19 protein-coding genes and 1 tRNA gene are annotated in these 26,500 nt (G+C 55.4%); 15 read left to right on the top strand and 5 right to left on the bottom strand.

Going from position 1 to position 26,500, the window contains the following annotated elements; translation table 11 throughout:
- The first annotated feature begins 156 nt into the window (after nucleotides 1-156).
- The 5 genes from TBK1r_RS23435 to TBK1r_RS23415 all read left to right on the top strand — a co-directional run bounded on the left by TBK1r_RS23435 (nucleotide 157) and on the right by TBK1r_RS23415 (nucleotide 9,821).
- Nucleotides 157-4,029, top strand: a complete 3,873-nt coding sequence (locus TBK1r_RS23435; RefSeq protein WP_145216240.1) for a hypothetical protein — start codon at nucleotides 157-159, stop codon at nucleotides 4,027-4,029.
- 122 nt (nucleotides 4,030-4,151) lie between these two features.
- Nucleotides 4,152-5,501 carry an enolase C-terminal domain-like protein gene (locus TBK1r_RS23430; protein WP_419580314.1) on the top strand — a complete coding sequence of 450 codons (1,350 nt, stop codon included), beginning with the start codon at nucleotides 4,152-4,154 and terminating at the stop codon, nucleotides 5,499-5,501.
- A gap of 442 nt (nucleotides 5,502-5,943) precedes the next feature.
- Nucleotides 5,944-6,795 carry an enolase C-terminal domain-like protein gene (locus TBK1r_RS23425; RefSeq protein ID WP_145216236.1) on the top strand — a complete coding sequence of 284 codons (852 nt, stop codon included), beginning with the start codon at nucleotides 5,944-5,946 and terminating at the stop codon, nucleotides 6,793-6,795.
- Between the two features lie 137 nt (nucleotides 6,796-6,932).
- On the top strand, nucleotides 6,933-7,619 hold the full coding sequence (locus TBK1r_RS23420) for a hypothetical protein (RefSeq protein WP_145216233.1): 687 nt from the start codon (nucleotides 6,933-6,935) through the stop codon (nucleotides 7,617-7,619).
- Nucleotides 7,620-8,222: 603 nt separating this feature from the next.
- Nucleotides 8,223-9,821: an enolase C-terminal domain-like protein gene (locus tag TBK1r_RS23415; RefSeq protein ID WP_145216230.1), complete on the top strand. Its 1,599-nt coding sequence runs from the start codon at nucleotides 8,223-8,225 to the stop codon at nucleotides 9,819-9,821.
- A 316-nt stretch (nucleotides 9,822-10,137) separates the two neighbouring features.
- On the opposite strand, the gene TBK1r_RS23410 is transcribed toward TBK1r_RS23415, so the two are convergent.
- From TBK1r_RS23410 to TBK1r_RS23390, 5 genes are all read right to left on the bottom strand, one after another.
- Nucleotides 10,138-10,800 (bottom strand): peroxiredoxin-like family protein, encoded by a 663-nt coding sequence (locus tag TBK1r_RS23410; RefSeq protein WP_145216227.1) that lies wholly within the window; start codon nucleotides 10,798-10,800, stop codon nucleotides 10,138-10,140.
- Nucleotides 10,801-11,058: 258 nt separating this feature from the next.
- Nucleotides 11,059-12,522 (bottom strand): IS701 family transposase, encoded by a 1,464-nt coding sequence (locus TBK1r_RS23405; protein ID WP_145213181.1) that lies wholly within the window; start codon nucleotides 12,520-12,522, stop codon nucleotides 11,059-11,061.
- A gap of 96 nt (nucleotides 12,523-12,618) precedes the next feature.
- Nucleotides 12,619-13,080: a hypothetical protein gene (locus TBK1r_RS23400; protein WP_145216225.1), complete on the bottom strand. Its 462-nt coding sequence runs from the start codon at nucleotides 13,078-13,080 to the stop codon at nucleotides 12,619-12,621.
- A gap of 199 nt (nucleotides 13,081-13,279) precedes the next feature.
- Nucleotides 13,280-14,293, bottom strand: coding sequence for a hypothetical protein (locus TBK1r_RS23395; protein WP_419580313.1), 1,014 nt, complete (start codon nucleotides 14,291-14,293; stop codon nucleotides 13,280-13,282).
- A 554-nt stretch (nucleotides 14,294-14,847) separates the two neighbouring features.
- Nucleotides 14,848-14,921, bottom strand: a tRNA-Arg gene (locus tag TBK1r_RS23390).
- 262 nt (nucleotides 14,922-15,183) lie between these two features.
- Between TBK1r_RS23390 and TBK1r_RS23385 the strand changes: the two genes are divergently transcribed.
- From TBK1r_RS23385 to TBK1r_RS23340, 10 genes are all read left to right on the top strand, one after another.
- Entirely contained in the window at nucleotides 15,184-15,726 is a 543-nt protein-coding gene (locus tag TBK1r_RS23385; protein ID WP_145216222.1) for a site-specific integrase, read from the top strand.
- 27 nt (nucleotides 15,727-15,753) lie between these two features.
- Entirely contained in the window at nucleotides 15,754-16,677 is a 924-nt protein-coding gene (locus TBK1r_RS23380) for a YihY/virulence factor BrkB family protein (protein WP_419580312.1), read from the top strand.
- 414 nt (nucleotides 16,678-17,091) lie between these two features.
- Nucleotides 17,092-18,090 (top strand): cytochrome c oxidase subunit II, encoded by a 999-nt coding sequence (gene coxB / locus TBK1r_RS23375; RefSeq protein ID WP_145216219.1) that lies wholly within the window; start codon nucleotides 17,092-17,094, stop codon nucleotides 18,088-18,090.
- Entirely contained in the window at nucleotides 18,090-19,808 is a 1,719-nt protein-coding gene (gene ctaD, locus TBK1r_RS23370) for a cytochrome c oxidase subunit I (RefSeq protein ID WP_145216215.1), read from the top strand. Before coxB ends, ctaD begins: the two co-directional genes overlap by 1 nt.
- Nucleotides 19,801-20,424: a cytochrome c oxidase subunit 3 gene (locus TBK1r_RS23365; protein WP_145216212.1), complete on the top strand. Its 624-nt coding sequence runs from the start codon at nucleotides 19,801-19,803 to the stop codon at nucleotides 20,422-20,424. The genes ctaD and TBK1r_RS23365 overlap by 8 nt, the downstream gene beginning before the upstream one ends.
- 2 nt (nucleotides 20,425-20,426) lie before the next feature.
- Entirely contained in the window at nucleotides 20,427-21,230 is an 804-nt protein-coding gene (locus tag TBK1r_RS23360; protein ID WP_145216209.1) for a hypothetical protein, read from the top strand.
- Nucleotides 21,227-22,042 carry a c-type cytochrome gene (locus tag TBK1r_RS23355; protein WP_145216206.1) on the top strand — a complete coding sequence of 272 codons (816 nt, stop codon included), beginning with the start codon at nucleotides 21,227-21,229 and terminating at the stop codon, nucleotides 22,040-22,042. Before TBK1r_RS23360 ends, TBK1r_RS23355 begins: the two co-directional genes overlap by 4 nt.
- Nucleotides 22,039-22,602, top strand: a complete 564-nt coding sequence (locus TBK1r_RS23350; RefSeq protein ID WP_145216203.1) for a QcrA and Rieske domain-containing protein — start codon at nucleotides 22,039-22,041, stop codon at nucleotides 22,600-22,602. Before TBK1r_RS23355 ends, TBK1r_RS23350 begins: the two co-directional genes overlap by 4 nt.
- The gene (locus tag TBK1r_RS23345) at nucleotides 22,599-24,083 is read left to right on the top strand and encodes a cytochrome b N-terminal domain-containing protein (RefSeq protein ID WP_145216200.1); all 1,485 of its coding nucleotides are present in this window, start codon (nucleotides 22,599-22,601) and stop codon (nucleotides 24,081-24,083) included. Before TBK1r_RS23350 ends, TBK1r_RS23345 begins: the two co-directional genes overlap by 4 nt.
- Nucleotides 24,080-26,482 carry a cytochrome c oxidase assembly protein gene (locus tag TBK1r_RS23340; protein ID WP_145216197.1) on the top strand — a complete coding sequence of 801 codons (2,403 nt, stop codon included), beginning with the start codon at nucleotides 24,080-24,082 and terminating at the stop codon, nucleotides 26,480-26,482. The genes TBK1r_RS23345 and TBK1r_RS23340 overlap by 4 nt, the downstream gene beginning before the upstream one ends.
- Nucleotides 26,483-26,500: the final 18 nt, after the last annotated feature.

The following is a 26,500-nucleotide window of genomic DNA, read 5'->3' as shown; positions in this document are numbered from 1 at the left end:
AAGCCGAGCAGGCCTGATCAAGGACGCAGCGATGCAGCTCCGGCGATGAGATAAATGATGGGCCAAGGTTATACTAACAGTGCTGGAACAGTGTTTTCGTTTGGTCCGGCGTTCTGAATAGATTCTCATCATTGTGCGACAATGGAGTAGCGACACGTGACTCGTCTTACGCGATCCGATCTCATCACCTGGGCAGACACGAAAGCGGCTGAAGGACTCTTTCCAGAGTTGATTCGTCGGCTTGTGGTTGCGTCAAACCAGACTGTAGAAGTGATCGTGATGCCGTACGGTGACTCCGTCGGCCGGTCGGGCCTGGACGGCTACGTCCTCGCGAAGAACGGCTCAAAATACGTTCCAGAAGGTGAGTCGGTCTGGGAGTTCGGTACAAACAAGGACCACGTCAGTAAAGCGAACTCGGATTTCAAAAAAAGGACAACCGGGACAGCGACCTGTCGACAACAGGAATTGACTTACCTCTGTGGCACGCCGCGACACTGGGAGAAGAAAACCGAATGGGAGTCCGATCCGGGGCCGGTCAAAGATAAGGTCGTCGGTCATTGGAAGGCAGTCCGCGTTTTCGACGTGGATGACATCCTCGGCTGGCTGTCGGATTGCCCCGGCGTTGAAGCTTGGTTCTCCCGAAAGCTTGGGAAGGCGACCGCTGGTCTCAGAGATGTCGAAGGATACTGGGCGAATGTTGCGACGACGGATGCGGGGCTCCTTAGTCCGCAGGTGCTGCTCGCTGGCCGTGAGGAACTGGCGAGTAAAGTTCAAGCACACTTTGCCGGTGAGGAGAAACGTAGCGCGTTGGCAATTCCCTGCCGATCGCCAGCAGAGGTCGTGCCGTTTGCCGTCGCTTCTGTCGGTGAATCTGGTGACGAAGTATCGATTGCTCGCACAGTCGTTGTTGATTCGCGTATTCGATGGGAACAACTCATCGTTGAAGAATCGGACTTGGGCCTAATCGTTGCTCCACAGGTGCAGCCGAGTCGGGAACAGCTCCAGCAGGCCGCAAACCGCAATCATCGTGTTGTTTACTGCTCAGCTACTGGCGACACGGAGCTGCCACGTCTTAGTGAATTTGAAGTACGCAAAGCTCTGACTTCTTCCGGCATTGGTGAAGCTGAGGCAACTCAACACGCGAAACAGTGCGGCGGGAACGGCCAACTTCTTCTGGATCGGTTGTCGGGACTGCACGCACCGGCAGGATCGGTCGGGTCAAGTCTCGATGACCGAGTAAAGGCAGCCTGCCTGCTTGTTGTCGGCTGGAATGGCAACCATCCGGCAGATCGTGAGGTATTCACGATCCTTTCTGGGTTGCCTTACGAAGAAATCGAGACTTCGCTCGTTGCTGATTCGAACGACCCGGATGGCCTCTTGTTTCGCGCCGATGGGAAATTCAGGCTTCTTTCTCCAGAGCTTGCGTGGATTCGCTATGCATCGCTCATCACCAAGTCGGTCGTAGACGATTTCGCTGATGTCGTCCGATACCTGCTTGCTGACGACGATCCGACCGCCGGCATGTCTGGAGACGAGCGACTCACCGCGCAGTTTCTCGGTCAACGGCCCGAGTTCTCGGGGACATTGCGACGAAACGTCGTGCATTCTTTGGCGATTGCCGGTTCGATCGGTGCAACTCGTTTGAAACTCGATCATTCCATGAGCCCTTCGTTCGTGGATTGGATCGTGCGGTCAACGTTGAAAGACGCAGGCTTCAGTCGCTGGGCGTCGTTTCGCGGCGAATTGTCGATCCTGGCCGAAGCCGCACCGGATGCTTTGCTCGATGCTCTTGAAAACGACCTTCACGCCAATGGACCGCTTGCGGAGGTGATGGACAAGACTGAGACCGGTCTCTTTTGCTCACCCGCACACACGGGCATTCTCTGGGCACTCGAAAGGCTTTGTTGGTCTCCGCAGCATTTGGAACGAGCCACCTCCGTTCTGTTACGGCTTGCCGGACTCAACGCTGACATCAACTCCGGGAACAACCCTTCCAACTCGATTCGAGAGACGCTGCAACTTTACTGCCCCCAGACAAATGCTGACTGGGAAGCGAGACGAACAGCGATCGATCGAATGCTGAAAGAAGATGCCGGAACGGCTTTCAGGCTGGTGATCTCACTATTTCCTTCGGGACACTCAAGCTGGATGTGCCGTGAATTGCCGACGTGGCGGAACTGGGCTCACGGGTACAAGTCCGGCACAACGTATGGGCAAATCGCCACAGAACTTCGTTGGTGCGTCGAACAACTACTTGCGGTTGCTGGTGATGATGCCGAACGATGGTGCGCGCTGATTGAACTTTGCGGCGACATTGAGGACGAGCAATATACCGCTGTTCTGGAAAGCTATGAGTCGGCGTTAGCGCGCGGAGCGTTTGAACAAGACGGCAGACGACTGCTCTGGGAAACGATCAACGCCATGCTTGTGCGAATGGAGTGGTCCGCGAGTCGGCGGCGTCTCAGCAATGGTGAGATTGTCGACAAGGATGACATCAAGGATCCGGATGCTGATTCGGAGCCTCACTTTCCGCGAGAAGTTAAGTCCTACGAGACGCACGGGCCGCGACTGCGACATCTGCTCGACGCGTCAACTCCCGACGATCCGGTTCTAGCTGGGTGCCATGCATTTCTGCACGGACTTAATCCTAATCACTGCACGCGACACTTCTCAGATCGTTTCAATTACAAAAAACAGCAAGAACGCATCAATGAAGCACGGCAGTCTATTGCTGAAAGCGTGTGGAAGGTCGAAGGTTTGGATGGCTTGCGTCGCTTGACGGCGATTGAGCACGTCGATGCAGACGGAGTCGGAAGAACAGCGGCGCTGAATGAAACAGTCAAGATCGAACTTGATGAAGTACTTCCGCTCTTTTCGTCAGAGACGAAGGCGGATCGAATGCTCGCCAGCGGGTTTGCCACAGTTTGGGCGTGGCAACGCAAGGATTCGCTTTCGACTGATGTGTTGCCTCTTCTGTCAACGATGTCGTCGGATGAGACGATTTCGTCGTACCTGCGGTGCCTTCCACTTGTACCGGAGGTTTGGGACTGCATTGATCAGCAGAGCGAGGCGGTCCAGCGACTGTATTGGAAGAATGCGTCTGTGCCTTGGGAGATCCCCGAGGGACGACTTTCGTACTTTGTCAGAGGGCTGGTTCAGGTAGCCCGTGCAGATCGAGGGATTGATTTGCTGGCACGTTGTCGGGAAGACATTGCCGAAGACGAAGTGGACCTTGTATTTGAAGCGTTGGAGATGTTGCCGCTCGTCGAGCGAGACGCCGATGAACCGCGCCAAGACAGTTTACGGTGGGAGCTACAGGAACTTTTTGAAGTGCTCTACAGAATTGGGATGTCACAAGTAGAGCGGCTTTTGCGACTGGAACTGCTTTATCACCAAGTATTCGAAGACGATGAAAGCCGAAAGTTCCAGCCAAAAGGGTTGCTGGTGGCAATTCGGGACACTCCGTCATTGTTCGTTGATTTGCTCAGATATCCTTGGAAAAACGACGCTGGCAAATCTACCACACCGGATGATGATCCAACAAAGGCTTTGGCGAACCAAGTCGGTGGTCTACTGCGCCAACTCGCCGAACTGCCAGGGCAATCTGAACTTTGTCCAATGAACGAAAAGTCGATCGCGGATTGGGTTACGGAAGTGGTCCAAATCGCCTCTGAATGTCGGTATCTGACGGCGCTCGGCCTTCAGCTTCCCGATGTCATCACAAGTGGAGCATGGACTTCGATTGATACATGGCCGACACCAGATGTGGCTGATGTGATTAACATTCTGGCGGAAGCTATCCCGGAAACCTTTCCACGGCATCTCTCGGTAAGCTTATCGAACGCCCGCGGCGTTCATATTGTCGATCCAACCGGACAGTCAGAGAAAAGCCAAGCCGAGCAACTTCGAAACCGTGCAGATCAACTGCGAGAAACCTGCCCTGCAGCCTCGCGGGCTCTGGGTGACCTTGCCCAGAGCCTCGACTCAGAGGCAAGGCGGAACGTGGAACGTGCAAAGTGGGAACGATGAGTTCAATCGCGAGTTTTCAGCGCTAAATTCCCGAGGGAGCGGCAGCAGATGAAAGAGGTGCAAGTATGGCGGCGATATTGGACGCGCAGGTCCCACACAAAACCCGTCGAGGCAATTCGCAAATGAAGTCGTTCTTCACAACACCTTTCGTCAAATTTGCATGTCTGGTCCTCTTTCCGTGTGCGACGATCCTGAACATTCAGGAAGCCCAGGCAGATTCATCGCCGGACGAAATCGTGGCGATGGACCTGCTGACCGTTAAGGAACCGGGATCGCAAGCCGAGTCGCGGTTGCGGGTCATCCGGTTGACCACGCGGAGTGGCACTAAGGGCTATGGGGATTATCTTGACTTCGGTCTACCCGCCGAGGATGAGAAAGAGACACTGGCACGGTTGGCGAACCGCTATGTCGAACAGAATCAGAAGATAGATATCTTCCTGACCGATCCTTCAGTGCGGGCCGTCGGGGGCGGTCACACCATTCTGGGTCAGACTGCGGAGCAATCACTCCATGTCCATCCAGTCACCGCTAAGGCCCCGAACGCGTTGTTCCTTAGAGAAGGCTTTGGCCCGATGTGGCAGGGCCCGGGAAAATCAGGATTGGTCATCGCGCTGCAGGCAGCCTTGCTCGACCTCGCTGAGGAAAAGGGGCCATGCCGTGTGCGGCTCTGTCCGTCGATTTCCATTGATCGGAAAGTAGACGGTGAGCGCCGGCTGAGTACACCTGACGAAATGCAGCAGACCGTTGCGTCGCTCAAGCAAGCTGGCTTTACCGCAGTCCGGCTGGAGCTTGCTGGCGCCCTTGAAGATGAGATGTCGGCGCGCGGCGAGTGCGCACCCTACCGCTACCCGCAGGAAGTGTTGGGCCGTATCGGTAGCCTAGTGTTAGCCTCGAAAAAGGCAGCCGGCGCGGAAATGGATCTGATCGTTGCCGCCAACATGAACTTGAGCACGGATGGCATGACCTACCTGGCGCTGCATTGCGAAAGGAACGAGGTGGCCTTGCTCGAAAACCCGATGGCGCTCCGGCACCTGCCCGAGCAGTGTGAGGCGCGCAAGGAGTTCAGCCAGCCTCTGGGGTTTGGCGGAGACTATCATGCGATCGAAGACTTCATTCAGGGCATCAAGAATCAAGCTGGCACGGTCCTGGTACCCGATGCCGGCCGCATTGGCGGTGTGGTCATGCTTGCTCGGACGGCGGACTTGGCGAGGGAAGCCAAATTGAAAGTGGCTCCGGTGGTGCAAGGCGGTCCACTTTCACTGCTGGCCGTCGCACGGTCGCTTTCCGGACGCGATGAAGTACTGTGGGTGACGTCTCCAAACCAGGAGCAATGGTTGAAGGATGACGGTGTGCTGAAGATCCCCCTGAGAATGACTCAAGGATCCCTGGTTGCGGAATCGTGTGAGATTGATGAAACGAAGTTTCAAATAAGGCGTGTCGCCCAGGTAGAAACAAAGACCAGGGGAAAGTGATGGACCATCAAGTTATAGGCAACCAACCCAATCGTCGAAGATTTCTTAAGCGATCTGTGTTGGGGGCAAGTGCGATTGCGGGGCTGCCGTCGCTCGGCCACCCGCTATCTGCAGATGCCTCGGAAAAGGCGAGCCGCATCGAAGCCCTGGAGGTCCTTCTATTGCAACGCAATGGCGAGAAGCGGCACGTGCTGAAAGTCACCTCGACCACAGGCACCGCTGGATATGCAGATTTCCCCGACCTCGACTATGCGCCGGCACTGGGCGGAGTCGCCAAGGAGCATCTCATCGGCGCCAATCCCTCGGCCGTGGAAGCCATCTGGTCCAAGATGCGGCGGGCCGGTCTCCTCTGCTCGCATCGTACAGCTTTGGATTATATGCGCTATGGGACCTGCTCGGCCGGGAAACCGGTAGGCCCGTCTACGAACTGCTCGGCGGTCCGGTGCGCGACCGGATCAGGGTCTACCACTATCGCAAGCCGAGGCTAGAACAGCAAGCGAGCGAAGACGCCTGGCGCGCGCTGGGTCGAGACCTGGCCAAACAACCCGGGGCAGCCGCGAAGACCGATCCGTTCGCGGTTTTCGAACGACTTGGCGAGAAGAAAGCCTGGGAGGATACGGTGTACGAAGCTGGCGGGAAAATGCCGACTGAAGAGAACATCGCCTTCAACGAAAATGTTTTCCGTTGGCTGCGCGAAGGAGCCGGCGACAAGGTGGACCTGATCCACGGCGGCCACGGTCAGTGCTGTGCCGAAGGGGCCATCGCCACCTGCCAAAGACTCGAGCAGTTTGATCTTTTTTGGATGGAAGAGCCGGTGCCGCCCACCAGCAGCATGGATGAGATGGCCAAAGTAGCCGCGGCCACCACGATTCCCATCGCGACGGGCGAGAACCTTCAGGGCTTGGAAGACTTCACCCGTCTGATCGACAAGCGTGCCGCGTCGATTCTCAATCTGCCGCCGCCCAACGTCGGCGGCCTAACCGAAGCACGCAAGATCGCCACCTTGGCGGAATCGCGGGGCATGCAGATTGCGCCGCATTTCTTTTCCTATGGCCCGTTAACCTGGGTCGCCATGGTCAACCTTTGCATGGCCACCCCCAATGTGTTGATTCTTGAAGCGAATGCGATGAGAGAAGTGAATCCGCCCGTGGCCACAAATAAAAGACTGAACGCGAATCACTTTTTCAAAGAACCGATCAAATTCGACGGCGCCTACTTCGTGCCCTCAGGCAAGCCGGGATTGGGGTATGAATACGATGAGAAATTCGTCGTGAGCCGGAAAAGGCTGGCGTGAATAACGAATAGTGCTTTAACTCTTCGTCGCGCAGCGATGAGCGAATCGCTCTGGACGAAGTGATCAGCAGCCTGACTCTCAGGGTCGGGCAGCAACAATCCCACTCTTACCCCTCGAGATTCAAAGTGATCTCAGCCATGAACAACATTCTCGCAGCAATGCTCTGTACTGCACTTTTATGTCTTTGCGCGTTCGACGTATGCGCTGCCGATCCGCCCGCTTTCAAATCAGAGCTTTTCAAGACCGGCACGCTCGTCTACTCCGATGATTTTGATGGGGAGATTAACCGAGAGCGTTGGGGGGCACCGACACGGGACAAACAGATCGCGGACGGCAAGCTGATCGTGTCGCAGAAATACAAATCAAAGGAAGAGGCGATGAAAGCGCTCAAGCGAGATCATCACCTTGGACTGGAACCGGTCGTGCATCTGAATGGGATTCCCGAAGAATTCGTCTGTCACCTGCGTTACAAGTTCGACAAGAGAGAACTATCACCGGGCCGCCCCAGCTTTCAAATCGGTCACCACATGATCAGCCTGGGCTACATCAAAGAAGGTGGTCACCGAGTCAAGTTGCCACATGATGGTCCCGCTTTCACCGAGCCCGAGTCAAAGATGAAACTTGGCGAATGGGTCGATTTGATCATCGAGTACAAGCTTGGAACGATCCGAGTCAGCGTCAACGGACACGGCAAAACCTACGAACACGAGAAGGTCACCCTCGTCAACGAGAAAGACAAACACGGGCCCAGATTTACTTTCAAGGGCGGTCCAGATTGCCGGATCATCTTTGATTCGGTCCACCTCTGGAAATGTGAAGAGTGACTGACATTCAGAGACCACGAGGCAGCAGCCATCGCGGTGGAAGAGTTCTACAAAAACAGATAGATGGACCAGCTCAAATGGTGCCACCCACCGATTGGTTTCGCTAGCAATTGGTTGCTAGTGTGGGACGCGGCTGGTGCGTGGAACCAGACGGAAACGCCGATGACACTTGGCGGGGCATTTGTAACGCGTTGGCGCGTTTCCGATCGGTCCGTCGGATCTAGGGGACTGAGTCTCGGGGAACGACGCAGATGGCAGAAAAATGGGGGGGCGGGAAGCGGGTCGACAGGAAAATGGTTGACAAGAAAATGGGTGCGGGACCTCGAAGGGACCCGATCCATTGGGCCGGTTGCCGACGTGGATTTTACGTTCTCAACGATCCCCACCTATTTTGCTGTCACCCATTTTCTTGTCTCACTTTCGCTGTGTAAACGAAAAAAGCCCGCTCCCGACACGTGACGACGTGTCAGGAGAAGGCTTCGATACAGCGGAGGCAACGCTTTTCGTGAAGACTCTCGACAACTGCGTCGGGGCCAAGCCACTTCATGTCACAGCAGAACGGCGAGGCCAGCAGCGAACCTGCACTTATTTTGCGACAACATTGTGCTGGCATCCGTCCGCAATCTGCTTCCCCAGTCGCAGAACGCCTACGGACAATACAGCCGCGTGCAGCTAAGCCAAACGGCGACCACGTTCTTTCCACGCACCTACGACGATTGGGACACGGGATTCGATCTATCTTGGGAGTTGGATATCTGGGGTCGCACTCGTCGTTCCATCGAAGCCAATGACGCCGCGTTGAATGCAGAGATCGAAAACCACGATGATATGCTGGTCACGCTGATTGGTGACGTGGCGGCCATATACTATACTTGTCGTTTTCGCTGCCAACGGTGCACTTTCAGCGATTGTCCCCTTCTCCCCGATCGAGCATGGAAAACGAGAATGCGTCGTCGCGATCTACTCTCAGGTGGCCTTGGGTTGATCGGTGCGAGTTATGGCTTTCCCTCTCTGGATCGTTGCGACGCGGCAACGAGCTGGTCGAAGGACTTGGCGGATCATCGCATCGTAAATTTTGAAACATTCCATTCGCGCGATCGGTACGCGAGAACGCTTGGACCCAACGCCAAGAGAGGACCACACGGATCTGGCTATTCGAGGCCTTTTCGAATCGCGACCACGGACCAGGGGGCACGTGGAATTGGCATGTGCTGGCCTAACGAAGATGCCATCACGCCGTTTGTGGGCGCGAAATTGGGGGATCTGTTCGATCCATCCGTCGGCGTAACCGAAGAAGCTCACGCTCTCGATTATGTACTGCATGATCTTGCAGGCGAAATTCTTGGCAAGCCTGTCTACGAATTGATGGGTGCTCACGGACCCACGGAGATCGAAACGTACAGCGGTGCGATTTACATGGAAGACTTGATGCCGAAATCCAGACCGCAGGGGGTATCGGCTGTCCTTGATGCCTGCCAAATGGACTACGACTCCGGATATCGTGCTTTTAAGCTGAAGATCGGTCGCGCCAGATGGATGCAAGGGGACGAAGGTGACCGCCGCGATATCGAAGTCACGCGAGCCGTTCGAGAGAAATTCCCCGACTGCAAGATCCTTGTCGATGCAAACGACGGGTACTCAGTCGACAGGTTTCTGAAATACGTCACCGGCGTCGCGGACTGTGATCTGTTCTGGATCGAAGAACCGTTCATCGAAAATCGGGACGGACTCATGCGGCTGAAAGATCATATGCACAAAGTCGATTGCAGGGCATTGGTTGCTGACGGCGAAGCTCGCACCGGAAGCGCACCAAAACTCTGGAAATGGGGAGAATACGAGAAAAGGTTTGTCGATCGCTTTTTTGAACTCGCCGAAGAAAAGCTGATCGATGTATGCGTTTTCGACATTGGCACGCTGGGCTTTACCCGCTGGAGGAACGTGATGCCGATCCTCAGGGAAGCGGGAGTCGCAGCGGCACCTCATCTCTGGGGCTGCACCCCCAAGCCCCTCTATTGCGCGCACCTGGCAGCAGGCGTCGGGAACGTTCTTATTGTGGAGGGCATTCCAGGTGTTGGCAGCAATCTGGACTACTCCAACTTTGCGATACGCAACGGCAAACTTTGCGTCCCCAACGTGCCTGGCTTTGGAATCCGCCGAACCAACGGAGCCAGCATCGGCCTTGGGGAATCGGTTGCCAAGTGAGCGTTTCGATCTGCGGCAGTCGTCGATGGCCGGATCCAAGCAAAGGAATGCAGGAGCTTTGAAACTCGATGCGAATTCGTGTCGATGGGTTGCAGCGACAAGACGACGGCTGTGTCCGGCGCGGGGTAGGCTTGGTGCGCCAGCGCAGCGTATTCGCTTCCGTACTTGCCAGGTTCCCTTTCGACTCCGCGCCACTGCTGGAGCAGTTCCATTGCATCGTTGCCGTTGTAGTGCGAAATTCGCGATTGATCGTTTTGCCGATGCTCGTTTTTTTCAATTCATCGAGCCGATAACGCCGATCTGGAAGCAGGGTGACTCAATCCTGTAGACGAATCAACTCTCGAAGTGCTGCGATGACATCGTCCGGTTCAGCACGATGACGATAGTCCACATTGACATGTTGCCACGCCACGATGCCATCGGTTGAAACGACGAAAGTCGCAGGGATCGGTAGGACGGTGCCATTGCCATCGTTGATCTTGGTCAGGTCAAGGCCGCGGTCGTCGCGCATATGGTCGAGAATCAGTTCGGGGACTTCCCAAGCGACCCCATATTGTGCGGCAATCAGCGCGTCTTTGTCTGAGAGCACTGTGAAAACAAGTTCTTCCTTTTCGATCAGCGACAGTGATTCGTCGGGAACCTCCGGACTCACCGCCACAAGCTGACCGCCAAGGTTTTCAATGTCAGCCAATCGGTCCTGCATCGCACGGAGCTGCAGGTTGCAGTAAGGACACCAACTACCACGATAGAACACGATCACCACCGGTCCGCCCGCGAGCAACGCAGACAATTCGATCGATTCACCTTTGGCACTGGGCAATACAAAATCTGGAGCGGGCTGGCCCACTGCAATCGCATCCTTGCCATCTCCAAAATCGCGAGCTTTGGCCAAAAGGGACTCGATCTGTCCTGCAAATACAGGCTTCGATTGCTGTAGCTTGGCGAATTGTGCATTGGTTTGGTCACGTAGAGTTGTCATCGGACTCCTCGGGTGTTGACGCCGCGGCGTAAAGACGTGCGGCAAGAAGGGTATGGTTTGATCGGACAAGCCATCGTTACTCAGGCCAGCGGTTGGCATCTTCGACAAGCTTCCACCTGGTGAGTTTCTCCGGTGTCTCGGCAAGATTCGCCAGACCCATTTTCCGAAACAGATGGCTCGGCCCCCGCGTAGGCTCGCCTTTACCGGGTGCTACAGCGAAACTGCACTTTAGGTGATTGACTGTAGCGTCGTCGATCGTCACGCCGCAAACGCGAGCAAGCGTTCGAATCGGTCGCGAATTTTTGTTTCGTCAGGAGCCAGATGCAGATCGTTCAAAAATTCAGAACGCAGCATTTCACGGGTGATTCGGCGACGGCGATCTGTGTGTGAGGGACGACGCGATGGATTGTCCCACGGTCGGTCACTGCGATCAACCAGCTGTTCGGCCGACAGGTCCCAACACTCCAATTCAACCAGGCTGTACATCCACCCGCACAAGTTCCAGCAGGCAATGCTAGACCAAACGTTTCGGACCTGCTGCTCGCCGGCACCCCAAATCTCCTTCACGTCGTGAAAGTGCTCTTCGATCGACCAACGGTCAGAGACCGTTTGCAAGATTGCCTCCACGCTCATCGTCGGATCGGTGCTGATGTACGCTGCCCAATTCCCACTGGCATGCTCCAACAAAACGACTCGAACCTGACCGCCCACGACCTTGCTGGTCGCGACGAACGTTTTGTAACGTCCCTCCGTCTGTACGCCTCGACAACAGTAGGTAATCGCTTTCCAGCCATCTCGGCGTCCAGCTCGCTTGGCCAAGCTGATTCGATTCTTGCCATACTTGCGAGGCCTACCGCGCTGCCCCGGTTTGTTCGCCGGCAGATCGAACAGCTTCGCATCGCGACGAAGCCGTGTGACTACTGTGGCACCTTCAGCGATCAACGGGCGCACAAGGTCCCTGGCCGCATACGCGCCATCGAACACAACAATGAATCTCGCTTTGCTGCCGAGCGCACGAAGCGTGCCAAAGACTTGCCGAAGCAACTCCATGGCGAGTTGGTGTTTGGTACGAAAGTCCCAGTCATATCGTTGTTTCAGCTTGTTGATGTCAACCTGCCGAACGTACAGTCGCGAGAGCAACGGCAACGCCATGACTCCGAACAGCGGATGGCTCAGGACCATTGCCAAGCAAACCCAGTTATGACCATAAAGCCAATCTCCGTCGCCAGGGCCGGGTGTCGGATTGTGGTGAATGTTAGCCGCTTCAACGTACGGCCCAAATCGCTTGGTGGGCGAATCATCGATGGCAAACGTCCAGTGACCGTTCTCGCCGGGATCGAACTTCTTGAAGATGAACATAACCAACGGCAGCATCAACGAGACAGTGTTTCTCCCGATCGATTGAAGCATCTCGTAGAACCGGTCCCAATCATCGTTAACGCCGCCGCAGCGAAACCAACTGGCGGCAGTGCGGCGACCACCGGCGAGCATCGCCCCGGCGATAACGATCGGCAACCGAAAGCCGATTCGTTTGTCAAGCAAGTCACTCATCGAAGCGACCAAAGTTGCGATCGTCCCGCTGAGCGGAATGCTTGCCGTTTTGGTTCGTCTGCGACTCGGATTCGGTGTGTCAAGCCTTCGCCGCTTGTCGTGCTGGGAAGGCGTGGATTTGCGAGAATGTTGAGCTTGCGGTGGTCTGCCGGAGCGTTTACGCTTAGCCATCCTTGGCCCTTTGAGATGTGGATTGGTGTGGTAACCTCCATTTTCTCTGAGGGCCTTTTTCGTGGCAATATCAATCGGTCTGCGATAACTTTTCGCCTAAAGTGCAGCAGCGAAACCAAGATCGGTGTGATCGGCCAAGACAATCGTGCCTTTCTCCGTCATGGTAAACCGCTGCAGCGGAGAGTCGCCGGGTTGCTTGAGGTACAACGACGCTCCCGCCTTGGCATGTTCGGCCTCGATACATCTCTTGTAGGCAGGAACATAGATCTGTCCCGCCGCTGGGTAGTTCAGCACCCACATTTCGTCCGCAGACCCAAACGCCTTCAACGTGTGCGCGGTCAGTGGGCTATCCAATTGTACTCCCGGTCCGTAACCGGGAACGTCAAGGCAATAGAACTCGGGCTCATCGAGCGGATCAATCAAGCGGATCATGACGCTGGAGGGCACGTCTTTTTGTGGAGCCGTTTGTTCAGTGGGACCAGTCTCTTCCGGTCGCTGACCATAGGCCAGCGACGTGAATACCAGTACCGACAACAGCGACAGTTTGAATTTTCTCATTAACCTAGCTCCCTAACCTTTCAAATGCGTTCTTGTTTACGCCCGCAGGCCAGCGGCCTCGTCGAGCGTGTCCTACATGGCCACAGGTCTTTCCTTCGTTTCCACTTTGTCCTCGTTCTGGAGTTGCCAGTACCCGCCGTTCAACTCCATGAGCTGTCGTTGCCATTTCGGCCGAATACGATGAGGATAGATTCATGAATCATTGGTCTTGTTGCTTGCCAACGGTGGTTCGCATCAGCACCAGATTGTCATGCACTAGACTCGATGTCCAAATGAAATGCGCGTCTGCCCGAGGGGCGTCGAACAAGTCGGTGAAGTTGGTATAGGCCGGCTTGTTGTCAACGCCAACAAAATCGTTGGTGAATGTCACTGCGTTTGGCCAACCGCGATCATCGAAATCCACCGCGGCCCAGTTTGGTGGAATCGGCCAGTGAGCCGCGAAGTAGGCGGTTCCGTCGGCGGTGTCCTCCGTGCTACAGTTCGAACTGTCACGGATCGCTCCCCTGAGAACCAGGCAGTCCTTGGTCTTCAGGGGTGCCGTATAAAACGTTTGAGCCTTCCAACTCCGATCGGTGATCGCAATCGTTTCGCCGGCCGCGTCTTTGATAACCGCGACCAATCCCGCGTCTCCTTGGTGAAACGGTGCGCCGCGGAACTGTTCAAACCCCAGCCCAAGTCGTTCTTCCCAATCGACGCCCATGATTCCAACGGTAAAGGGGCGATTCGCTTTGAATCGGATGATGTTACTGTTGAACGGCGTCATCGGAACCGGATCCACTGCCAACAATTTGCCGTTCACGTAGAACTCGAAATAGTTATCCCCGAAAACGTAGCCGGTAAACAGCTCGTCTCCGCCGGCGTTGATTGCCGGAATCGCTTCCAAGTCCACGTTGTCGATACCGTCCGGTGTGACTCCATTGGCTTCGTTGTACAGATCCGCGGCTCGGGGGGCGGATTGAAAGTGGGTCTTGGCCGGCACCGTCCACTCGGTGCCGTCTGACGCCTTGATCGTCCCCACATTGGCCGTGCGTGGGTTGCTGCCCGTCCATTTGAAGAGTTTGATGATATCCGTTTGCGCTTCACCTTGAGTAAACGACGGCTTCTGATCGTTCGTCACATCGGGCGATTGTGCGTGAGTCACCGAAGGGAATGCTGCGAACACGGTGAGCAGCGCTGCGGTCGACCTCAGCATACGTGGGGCACGGCGATTCATGGATTCTCCGAATTGGAAAGCGACGATTGAGACAGTGAATTGGGTAAATTGCCAAACCCATGCAAAGCCCGCTCCCCATGTCGAAATCGACGCGTTGAAATCTTGACTATCGCCGTGAATCAGTCGCTCTGAGTGCGCCGGATGGAGACCATTGCGGCCAGAAAAAGTGTCAGGAGCCTTTACAATTGGAACGGCGGACACTGCGGGGTAGAACTTGCCCGTTGGCCGCTACCGCGGTTGCCTGGATGGATCGAATGGGTCAACAAACCGGTGAGCGAAAATGAACGGGAGACTTCAGAAGCGGACGGTCTGGGCAAGGCAGATGGCCGCAAATTACGGGTCGAAAAATGGGGCGGGCAAGAAGCGGATCGACAGGAAAATGGGGCGTAGGGACCCGAGTGAGCTGATCCATTGGGCCGGTTGCTGACGTGGATTCCACGTTCTCAACGATCCCCACCGATTTTCCTGTCACCCATTTTCTTGTCTCACTTTCGCTGTGAAAACGAAAAAAGCCCGCTCCCGACACGTGACGACGTGTCAGGAGAAGGCTTCGATACACCCGGCAGGATTCGAACCTGCAACCCTCGGTTCCGAAGACCGATGCGCTTTCCAACTGAGCCAAGGGTGCGAGGTGACGCAACTTGTTATGGGGTAAGTTGTTAAGTCAACTATTGCAAAGTGACCAGAGGCCGCCAACAGTCCAGATTTTACATAGTTTTCGGACATGTGCCAGCAGTTCTCGGACAGTTTTCGGACACACTTCGAAAACGGCGATAAGTCTTAAATGCGGATTCACGACAAAAATGCTACGCAGGCCGAAGATTCGCAATCCTCACACGCGAACAGCCTACAAGAGAGCGATTCGATAGTTCTTGAGTCACTGCCATGCTTTGGACGAACAGCTTCCCACAGTTTCACCACAAGAAGTCGGTAGCTATCTCGATCAGCAGAGCTATGCACTGGCAACCAAGAAACCGCACCTATCAGCTATCCGCCACTTCTTTGATACGCTTGCCACGCTGCGCGTCGTCTTGCTGAATCCTGTCCACTCAGAGCGAAGTGAACGACTTCAAGGTGTCGAGCGAAAAACGCCCGAGTTTTCCGTTCCGCAGGCTCGCTGTCTCATGCCTTCACTCAACACTTCACACGTAGTCGGGTTGAAAACCAAGAAGCTCACACTGAACGCCGTGACCGCAGGCGACATGGCTCGAATGGTCACACGCCGTATGCGAGACGGCGGATTGCCCTCGCGTCTTTCGACGCATCCCTTTCCAGTTGCTACCATTACTAACCTGCTCAGTCAGGGAGTTCTGCTGGATGGCGTGCGAAATCTGACGGGTCACGCCGATCCTCCAACCACCCGAATGAAATGGGGGGCGTCAGCGGAACGTCACGCGCACACATTGTTGGTGTGGGCAGTGCAGGTATCATAAACGCGTTGAATTTGCCGGAGTGCGCGGGTGCTGAAATTTCTTAGAACGATCATTTCTGATTTCGTTAGTGATCGCTGCACGACGCTTGCGGCATCTTTAGCCTATTACACGCTTTTTGCGTTGCCACCGATGCTGTATCTGTTGCTGATGTTGTTGACGATGGGGTTGTCGACGACGGCCGGCCAGGCAGCGGCAGAAAAGCGTGCCAGCGATGTACTGCAAGCACAAGCGTCGGAGCTGTTTGGCGATTCAGTAGCGGTGAAGCAAATCGCGGATATTTTGCAGAGCAATCACGACATGGGCGGCCATTGGTGGAAGGCTTTACTGGGACTTGCGGGGATTATCGTTGGCGCTACGGGCGTAGTAGCCGCGTTGCAGGATGCGATTAATCGAGTTTGGCACGTGAGGCCCGATCCCGATCGCTCGACGATTCTGACTTGGTTGTCCAAACGACTGCTTTCAATGTTGATGATCGTCGGTCTGGGGTTTTTACTTCTGGCGTCGATCCTCATTTCAGCTGCGCTGAGCTATTTCGGTACAAAGATTGGAAATTTTGTCGATCTGGGCGATGCCTATGCCATTGTGGTCAACTATGCCATGCAGACGTTGATTCCCCTGATCGTGTTTGCCGCGATATTCAAGTTCATGCCAGACGCGATCGTTCGATGGCGTGACGTGCTGTTCGGAGCAGTTGTGACAACAGTTCTATTTTGGATTGGTCGCTTTGCTTTGCAGTGGTACCTCGCCAACAGCAATCCCGCGGCGCACCTCGGCTCCGCGGCGGCTTCTCTGGTCGTGTTTCTGGTTTGGATTTACTACACCAGCATGATCTTTCTGTTAGGTGCCGAAGCAACGAAAAACTTTTCGATCTGTTTCGGTGAAGGCATTGTGCCGAATGGGCATTCGGTTGCGTTTCGAGAAATGATTGTGAGTGACGAGCCGAAGCCGTAGCCGAAGTCGCCAGACTTGAGTTGTCGCTCGTCAATTCATCCGAGGCTTGGCGAGCTCCCCGACGTCAGTCGGTTGCAGGCGAACAGTTTTTGGTCGGGTTGCACATTTTCTAGTCGCGCTTTGTATGTGCAGACTTTGTTTTACGGCTATTCTGGATGCTTTCACGTCGCGTCGCGAGAGTGGCCCATCGTGTGCGAAAGGTTGTTTGGACCGGCGAACAAGAATCGCGTTTGCAGCCGACGTCGCCAGACTTTGTAGGTCACTCAGAGTCCAAACTCTGGCGAATTCGACTAGGTGCGATTTGCAATCCCTCGAGGTTCCTTTTTGATTCCGCGAATTCACGTTATCGGATTGACATTGCGGTTCCCGTCATTGGGAGTCACGGTTCGCTGCGCGGTTGCGATCGCCGTGATAATGGTTTGGTCATCGTTGTCGTTGGCTCAGTCGCCGGAGTTTTCGCAGGGCAATGACGCTCCCGATATGTTCAATCCGGCCGGGCCGAACGCGGAGTCGATCCAAGAAATCTTTTGGGTCGTGATCGGTATTTGCGCAGTTATTCTTGGCTTGGTTGGAACGACGCTGATTTGGTTTATCGCAAAATACCGCGAACGGCCGGGTGACAATAGTGAGCCACCCCAAATCTATGGTAGTCGGGCGATCGAGTTGGCTTGGACTCTTGCGCCGCTGTTGACCGTCACGTTGTTGGCCGTGTTGGTGATTGCCACCGTGATCAAACTTCGAGCCGATCCACCATCGACGGCGGCGCATCGTGTTCGTGTCGTCGGGCATCAGTGGTGGTGGGAATTGAATTATCCCGATCACGGGTTCACAACGGCCAACGAGCTGGTGATTCCGGTCAGTGAGCCTGATCTTGCCAAGCCGATTTATCTGCAACTTGAGTCGGCGGACGTATGTCACAGTTTTTGGGTGCCTCGACTGGCTGGCAAAACCGATTGTATCCCCGGTCGCACAAACAGCATGTGGATTCAAGCGGGCGAACCGGCAACCTACTTTGGTCGGTGCGCGGAGTACTGCGGCACGCAGCACGCCAAAATGTTGATTCGCGTCGACTGTGTTTCACAAGCGGATTTTGACAAGTGGGTTGAGAATCAAAAGGCCGATGCCGTTTCGGACGATTCAGTGGCCGCGGGGCGTGATCGGTTCATGGAAATGGCTTGCATGAATTGCCATGCGATTCGCGGAACTCGCGCGGCCGGTGAGTTCGGTCCCGACCTAACGCACTTGATGAGCCGTAAGACGATCTGCTCGGGATTGGCCTTGAACGATCGAGAGAATTTGACTCGTTGGATTTCCAAGCCTGATGATTTGAAAAAGGGTTGCCGCATGCCGGACATGCGGTTGACAGAACCCGATGTGAAGTTGATTGTCGACTACCTGTTGAGTTTGAAGTAATGACATCTAGCGACATTCCTGAAGGCAGCCAGGCTTTGGACTCACATACCGTGGTGGGCCAAACTCTGGCGAGTTCGGCTGCAACGCGCCCGCCGCTCGTCACCCAACTGCACGATTGGGTGACGACGGTCGATCACAAGCGCGTTGGTCTGTTGTATCTGATGATGAGCCTCATGTTCATGGTCTTTGGCGGTATCGAAGCATTGATTATCCGAGTTCAGCTTTGGACGGCGAACAACACGCTCGTGGAAGCGGAAACGTTCAACCAGTTGTTCACGATGCACGGCACCACAATGATCTTTTTTGTTGTGATGCCGATGATCGCTGGGTTCGCGAACTTCCTGGTCCCGCTGATGATCGGAGCTCGTGATGTGGCGTTTCCGCGGCTCAACGCTTTGGGTTTTTGGTTATCGCTGATGGGCGGCTGTACGCTCTACCTCAGTTACTTCACCGGCAAAGGATTGCTGGGAGGCGGTTCCGCACCCGACGTGGGCTGGTTCGCTTATGCGCCTCTGACGTCACCGGCATATTCGGTTGGTTCGAGCACAGACTACTGGATTGTCGGAACAGCGATCAGCGGTATTGGAACGATAGCGTTCGCTGTCAATACGATTGCCACCATCGTGACGATGCGTGCGCCAGGAATGTTGATCAGCAAAGTGCCCCTGTTCGTGTGGATGATGTTGATCACGTCGTTCATGATCCTGCTGGCATTTCCTCCGTTAACGGCGGCCCAGGTCATGTTATTGATGGATCGCCATATGGGAGCACACTTTTTTGATACTCAGGCGGGTGGCTCGGCGCTACTGTGGCAGCACCTGTTTTGGTTCTTTGGGCATCCCGAGGTATACATCTTAGCGCTGCCCGCGTTCGGAATCATTTCGGAGATTGTTCCGGTGTTCTCGCGGAAGGTTATCTTTGGTTACGCTTCGGTGGCGATGTCGAGTGCCGCCATCGGTGTCATCGGTTCAAGCGTGTGGGCGCACCACATGTTTACCGTGGGAATGAGCGACAGTTTGGATGCTTTTTTCTCAGCAACCAGTTTTCTCATCGCAGTGCCAACAGGTATTAAAGTGCTCAACTGGACGGCGACATTGTACGGCGGGCAATTGCGTTTGCGAACGCCGATGTTGTTCGCGCTGGGTTTCCTGGGCATGTTCCTGATGGGTGGCTTGACGGGCATCATGCTGGCAGCGGTGCCGGTCGACTGGCAGATTTCCGACAGTTACTTTTTGGTCGGACATTTTCACTATGTTTTGTTCGGCGGCAGTTTGTTTGCACTGATGGGCGGCGTCTACTACTGGTTCCCCAAGGCGACGGGCCGGATGTTGGACGACCGTTTGGGCAAATTGAATTTCTGGTTGCAATTCATTGGGTTCAATTTGCTGTTTGGCCCGATGCACATCTCGGGAATCTTGGGAATGCCACGCCGTGTCTACACCTACCAACCAGGGCAAGGTTGGGAAATTTGGAATCAGATTTCGACCGTTGGCGGTTTCATCATGGGCTTGGCTTTCCTGACGTTGTTCTGGAATCTTGCTAAGTCATTGCGGAGCGGCAAACCAGCGGGCGACGATCCATGGGACGCTTGGACGTTGGAATGGATGACGTCGTCACCACCGGCAGCTTACAACTTTGAGGAAATTCCAACCGTTCGCAGTCGCCGACCGCTGTGGGATTTGAAGCACCCCGAAGACCCGGACTGGAAACATGAGTAGCGGTGCAACTGGCGTAGCCGAAGTCGCCAAGACTTTGGATGGAATTGATTGTCGAAACGAAACTGGCTGGACCGCGGCAAAGGTTGGCATGGCTGCCTTCCTGTTCAGCGAAGCCGTTTTTTTTACGACGTTGCTGATTGGTTACATCACATTTTTGGGGGCAGAAATGAGCGGGCCAACGCCCGGGCAATCGCTGAACCTGGAGATCGCGATTATCAACAGCGTTTTCCTGATCCCTAGTAGTTTTACCATGATGTTGGCCGTGAGAGCATTCGGTCGCGGCAAGCTTGGTGGTTTCACGTTTTGGATGTTCGCGACGATCGCGTTGGGCATTGGGTTCCTCGGTGGGACCGCCTATGAGTGGCGAGAGTTGATCTGGGTCGACGGGCTGACGATCAGTCGTAACGTATTCGGAACGACGTACTTCACATTAATTGGTTTTCACGCGACGCACGTGACGGTCGGAATGTTGTTAATGGCTATGTTGGTTTGGCGGGCAAGACGAGGTCAAATGAGTGCGAAGAGTGAAGCGCCAGAGTTGTTGTCGTGGTATTGGCACTTGGTCGATACGGTCTGGTTGGCGATCGTTCTAGTCGTTTATGTGTTGGGACACTGAGCATGGAAACTTCAGATTCTGAATCCAGCGATACGATCGAGATGCCCGAATCGACGTCGATCCCGTTCTTTGCGTCGGTCTCGATTGCAATGATGGGTATCGGCTTGATGACCAGTTTGGTGATCTCGGCAGCGGGCGTGCTGATTTTGGTGGCGACAATCGTGCAATGGTCGCGAATCATGGCCGATGGCGTCGGCGAGATGGAAGTTCCGTTGGTGGCTCCGGAGCATCGAGCGAAAACCGTCCAACCGTCCTCACGTCCTGTCGCACATGCTCGTCCGAATCATCCGCAACATCGCAGCATCTATCCAGCGAAAGTTCATCCCTATCGCTTGGGTTTGCTGGCGGGACTCATTGGTTGCGGCGTGATGGCGGCGGTTGCGATGCTTTGGAGTCATTTGAGTGGCCATGAGATTTGGTATCCCGCGAACCTGCTCGCGTCGATCGTTTTGACAGATTTGGGGCGACAGCCGATCGCCGACTTGGCCGCTTACAATCAGGCCGGACTAATCGTCGCCTCGGTGTTGCACGTAACGATCTCGTTGTTGATCGGACTCGCGTTCAGCGTCCTTTTGCCGATGTTGCCTCGGTCACCTGTTGCATGGGGAGGCATCGTGATTCCGCTGCTGTGGTCGGCGGTGGTGTATGGGGCTTTGTCGCTGTTGAATCCCCCGTTGAGTCGCCAGATTCCTTGGGCTTGGTTTGTCGGTGCTCAGGCCATGTTCGGTTTGACCGTGGGAGGTGTGATTTCGCTCGGTGGACGTCGGCGGGCTGAGATGGTCCAGAGCCGGGAGGAATCGGAATGACAAATACACGTCGTAGCCGATCTCGCCAGAGATTGGGTTATTCGCGGGGAGTCCAAAGTCTGGCGACTCCGTCTACCCAGACCTGGATTGGATCGCTTTTGTTGTTGGCGCTGCTTGCTGGTTGCGGTAAACCCGACCCGGCCGATCACTATGTGCGACCTGAACAAGTCATGGACTTTGCAAAACTGTTCGGCCAGAACTGCTCGGGTTGTCACGGGATGGACGGCCAACTCGGCCCCGCTCCGCCGCTGAACGATCCGCTGTTTCAAATGATTATTTCTGATTCACAGATTTCTGATCTGATCCACAAGGGGCGTGAAGGTTACGCGATGCCCGCATTCGCAATCGCTGAGGGCGGACCGCTGAGCGATGCACAAATCCAAGTCATCGTTGATGGCGTGCGCAAACAATGGAAAAGCGACCTTCCAGCTGAGACGCCTGAGCCGCCCGTCTATCAAGTGAGCCAAGACGATCCGGCGGGCGTCCGCGATGGTAACGTCGACGCGGGTAAAAAGCTGTTTACCACCGTTTGTATGAAGTGTCATGGAGCAGATGGCCGCGAAGCCGACGGACAGTCCAGCGGCGACGGTGGCATCCTCAGTCATGCGTTTGGAGAGTTGGTTAGCGATCAATTGATTCGCCGCATCATCATCACTGGTCGGCCCGATTTGGACATGCCTGACTACGTCGAGTTGGGCAAACAGTCTGACTTGAAACGACCTCTCACCGAACAAGAAATCATCGACCTGGCCGCCTACGTTCGCTCCGCGCAACATGCGCCGAAACCTGTTCCACAACGAGTCGCCTTATGAACAATGAAAAGGACTGTCCGTGCCAGTGCGACGGAAAAACAACCATCGCCGCCGCCGTGACGCCTCCGGTCGAATCCCCCGGCCGACGTCGATTGCTGGCCTGGGGGACGGTGATTTTGGGTGGAGTTGCCGCCTCGGCTGCGGGAGTTCCGATCCTGGGCTTCTTGCTTGCACCGCTAGCCAACAAAGCGAACTCATGGATCGCAGCGGGAAAGATCTCGGACTTTGAAGTCGGCAAAACGCATAAGGTCGAGTTCGTCAATCCGTTGGCGGATGCCAACGACGGCGAAACCGCCAAGACGATCATGTACGTTCGCCGCAATGAGGGCGACACGTTCAATATCTTTGCGGTGAACTGCACGCATCTTGGTTGTCCTGTCAGTTGGTTCGCCAATGCCGGATTGTTTATGTGTCCATGTCACGGGGGGGTGTACTACGAAGATGGCAGCGTCGCCGCAGGACCACCACCGCGCGAACTTTTCCAGTACCCACACAAAATTGAAAATGAAACGTTGATGGTCGAAGTCGGTCACCTCCCAACGCTCCAGCAGCCCGCATGAGTATCATCAAATCCATTATCGGCTGGATCGACAATCGGATGCAACTGAGCGATTCGGTCGTGTCGGTGGCTCGTCATCCGATCCCGGCCGAGGTCGCTCAGAAGAAAGGTTGGTGGTACGTCTTCGGTAGCGTCACGATGACGTTTTTTATGCTGCAAGTCGTCACGGGCATTTGTTTGGCGATGGTGTATGAACCGACCGCCGACGCAGCCTATTCGAGTCTGCAAACATTGAATTACCAGACTCCATTTGGTTGGCTGATCCGAGCAATCCATTACTACGCGGCCACCGGTATGGTCGTGATGATCGTCGTCCACATGACGCAAGTCTTTTTGATGGGTGCGTACAAGTATCCGCGTGAGGTGACATGGTTTTTCGGTGTCGGTCTGTTGGGACTGACGTTGGCACTCGCATTCAGTGGTCAAGTGTTGCGGTTTGATTCCAGTTCGTATTGGGGCGTGGGCGTGCTTGCGTCAGCAGCAGGTCGCGCACCCGCTGTTGGACCGGAGGTCGTTCACACCGTTTTGGGTGGACAGTACATCGGTGAAAGCACGGTGGGTCGATTCTTTGCCGTGCATGTTTTCATCCTGCCAGCGCTGCTGGTTACCTTGTTGGCCGGACACCTTTACATGGTCATCAAGCGTGGGATTTCCGAACCGCCCAAGCCCGAGCAACCTGTTGATCCGGCGACGTATGACGAGCAATATGAAGAGCTGTTGAAGAAGGGCGTTCCGTTTTTTCCCCATGCAATCTATCGCGACGGCATTGCCTGCGCGATCGCGGTGATTGTGGTGGTCGCGTTGGCCGTGATTTTTGGTCCCAAGGGTCCGGATGCGTTTCCTGATCCGACCATCATCGGAGCCGACCCGAGACCGGATTGGTATTTCTTGCCGATGTTCGCCCTGGCTGCATTGTGTCCGCCGTCGCTGGAATTCGCGTTCATCATCGTCGCACCAGTGATCGCAATCGGCGTATTGCTGGCGGTGCCTTTTCTATCGGGCAGCGGTGAACGCAGTGCGTCACGACGCCCCGTGGCGGTCATGTTTGTGACGGTGACGTATATCGTCTTTGCGGTTCTCGGTTGGTACGGTGCGACATCACCATGGTCGCCGCAGATGGACGCGTGGAGCGGTGATCCGGTGCCGGTCGAGATGGTGAAGCATTCATCGCCTCTGGAGTTGCAGGGTGCCGTGACCTTCCAACTGCAAGCATGTCGCAACTGCCATGCACTCGACGGCGTCGGCGGAAAACGTGGGCCCGACTTGACCTATGTTGGCTCTCGCAAGAACCGTCCCGAGTTGATTCGCCAAGTCGTCCAAGGCGGTGGCTACATGCCAGCCTATGGCCAGCAACTTTCGGCGGCTGAGATTGACGCATTGGTGGCATTTTTGGCGGCGCGACGACCCGCAGGCGAACCGGAAGCGAAGCTGCCGGTTGCACCCCCGATCAAAGGCGATTCGATCAAAGGCCGTGCACCATGAATGGACAGGACTGGGGATTGCTGCTTCAGTCCTGGAACGTGGCGCCGGTTGTCGTGATTTGGTTGTCGGCAGTGGCGTTGGTGTATGTGCGTGGTTGGTTGAGATACCAACGAAAGATGCGTGCGCGAGACTTAGCGGTAGGGGGCAAGCCCTCCGGCCGCGCTCGCGAAGGTCGCACTGGGCCGGACGGCTTGCGCCGTTCCGCTAGGAGACGTTTTACATTCGGGCGGTTGCTTAGCTTCCTGGCCGGGCTCGTGGCGGTGTTTTTTGCAATCCAATCGCCGCTGGACGTGGCGGCGGCGTTTTCGCTGCAAGTTCACATGGTCCAGCATCTGTTACTGATGATCGTCGCACCGCCGTTGTTGCTTTATGGCACACCGACGCTACCGATGATTGCGGGTTTGCCAAAGTCGTTCCGCGATAATTGGGTGACTCCGTTTGTGACCTGGAAACCGCTGCGCCGATCGCTGGGGTTCCTCGTTCAACCGCCGATTGCGTGGGTGCTTTTCGCCGTCACTCTCTGGGTATGGCACGCACCACAGCTCTATGATCTCGCTTTGCAATCCGGCGGTTGGCATCGAGCCGAACACGCCTGTTTTCTGACAACGTCGATCCTGTTTTGGTGGCCGGTGTTGGAGCCGTATCCGTTTCGATCCAAGCGGTCGCGTTGGCGGTTGGTTCCCTATTTGTTTTTAGCGGGAATTCAGGGAAGTGCCTTGGCCGCACTCCTGACGTTCTCGCCACGAGTGATTTATTCGTATTATGAAGCAGCGCCAAACATTTTTGGAATCGACTCGCTCACCGACCAGTCGCTGGCCGGAGCGATCATGTGGGTTCCCATGGCGGTCTCGTTCTTGATTGCGATTGTCTATGTGGTGGGAGAGCAGTTGTCGGCGTCGCCTTCCTACTTAGCGGAACGTCGCAAGCCGTCCGAAATTGATCGCGAGTTTGATGCGGGAGGCCGGAGGGCTTGCGCCCTGCCGCTAGCAGCGAGGCTGCCGTCGTTCCTGAATCAGCTTGCTCGCAAGCCAATCCGTCGAACGCTGCAACTTGCAATGTTATTGCTTGCGGCTGTCGTCGTGATTGACGGTGTGACTGGGCCGCAGGTTTCTGCGATCAATTTGGCGGGTGTGTTGCCATGGATTCACTGGCGTGGATTCCTCGTGATTGCGCTAGTCCTGGGCGGAAACTATTTCTGCATGGCTTGCCCGTTCACCATGTTCCGCACGACCGCAAAGCGTCTTTTCAAACCCTCGCATCGCTGGCCGAAGCTATTGCAAAACAAATGGCTCGCGATCGCGATGCTCGTCTTGTTTTTCTGGAGCTACGAAGCGTTCGCGTTATGGGACCGGCCGCTGGCCACCGCGATGATTGTGATTGGCTACTTTGTTGCAGTTTTCGCGATCGACGCGTTATTTGTGGAAGCTCCATTCTGTAAATTTGTTTGCCCGATCGGACAGTTTAACTTTGTTCATTCGCTGGTCTCGCCGACGCAAGTCGCTGTTGCCGACGGAGCCGTTTGCAGTGACTGCACGACCAAAGATTGCATTGCCGGGAATGCGAAATCACCCGGGTGCCAAACCCATCTGTTTCAACCCAAGAAACAAGGTAACATGGATTGCACGTTTTGTATGGATTGCGTGGATGCGTGCCCGCATGAGAACGTCGCAGTGTTTGCGATCGGGAGGTTGGATGATGTCCAAAGTCTGACGACTTCGGCTACGTCAGTTGGGCGATACGAAAAACGATTCGATCTCGCCGCGTTGATTGTGATGCTGTTTTTTGCTGCGTTGGTCAATGCCGCGTGGATGACCTCGCCGGTCATCGCAATCGAAGACTCGCTCGTCCAGCATTTCGGCGTCGGGCGACTGCCTGTGATGACGGTCGGCTTTTTCTTCGCGGTCGTTGGTGTGCCCATCCTGGTGATGCAGACCGTCGGCGCGATGAGTAATCGTTTGGTCGGTCTAAGCAGCAGTGATGAGAACGTCCGTGCGAACATCGCCAAGTTTGCGCCGTCCCTGATCCCCCTTTCGCTGAGCATGTGGCTGGCTCACTACTGTTTTCATCTCGTGACAAGTTTCGACGGATGGCGTGTGGCGGGGGATCGGGCAATCGCGGATTGGACAGGGACTGCATTTGAAGTCGGTCCGATTGCGATGGCGTGCTGCAAAGCGGACTCGGTTCCCTGGCTGTTGCCGACGGAGTTGGTGGCGATCGGGATTGGTTTGTGCGCTTCGTTTGTGGTCGCGTATCGGATTGGCGATCGTGGCGTAACGTCTGAGCATCATCGAGTGGCGATCATCCCGTGGGCCGTATTGATGTTAGCCTTCTACGCAGCGTGTGTGTGGGTGCTGTTGCAACCGATGCAGATGCGCGGCGCATTGGTAGTAGGGAGATGAAATGCCGTTAAAATGCCA

The sequence above is a fragment of the Stieleria magnilauensis genome (genome assembly GCA_007753675.1).
Lineage (GTDB): Bacteria > Planctomycetota > Planctomycetia > Pirellulales > Pirellulaceae > Stieleria > Stieleria magnilauensis.
The sequence above is the reverse complement of the archived record's forward strand: the minus strand, read 5'-3'. Positions and strand labels throughout refer to the sequence as shown.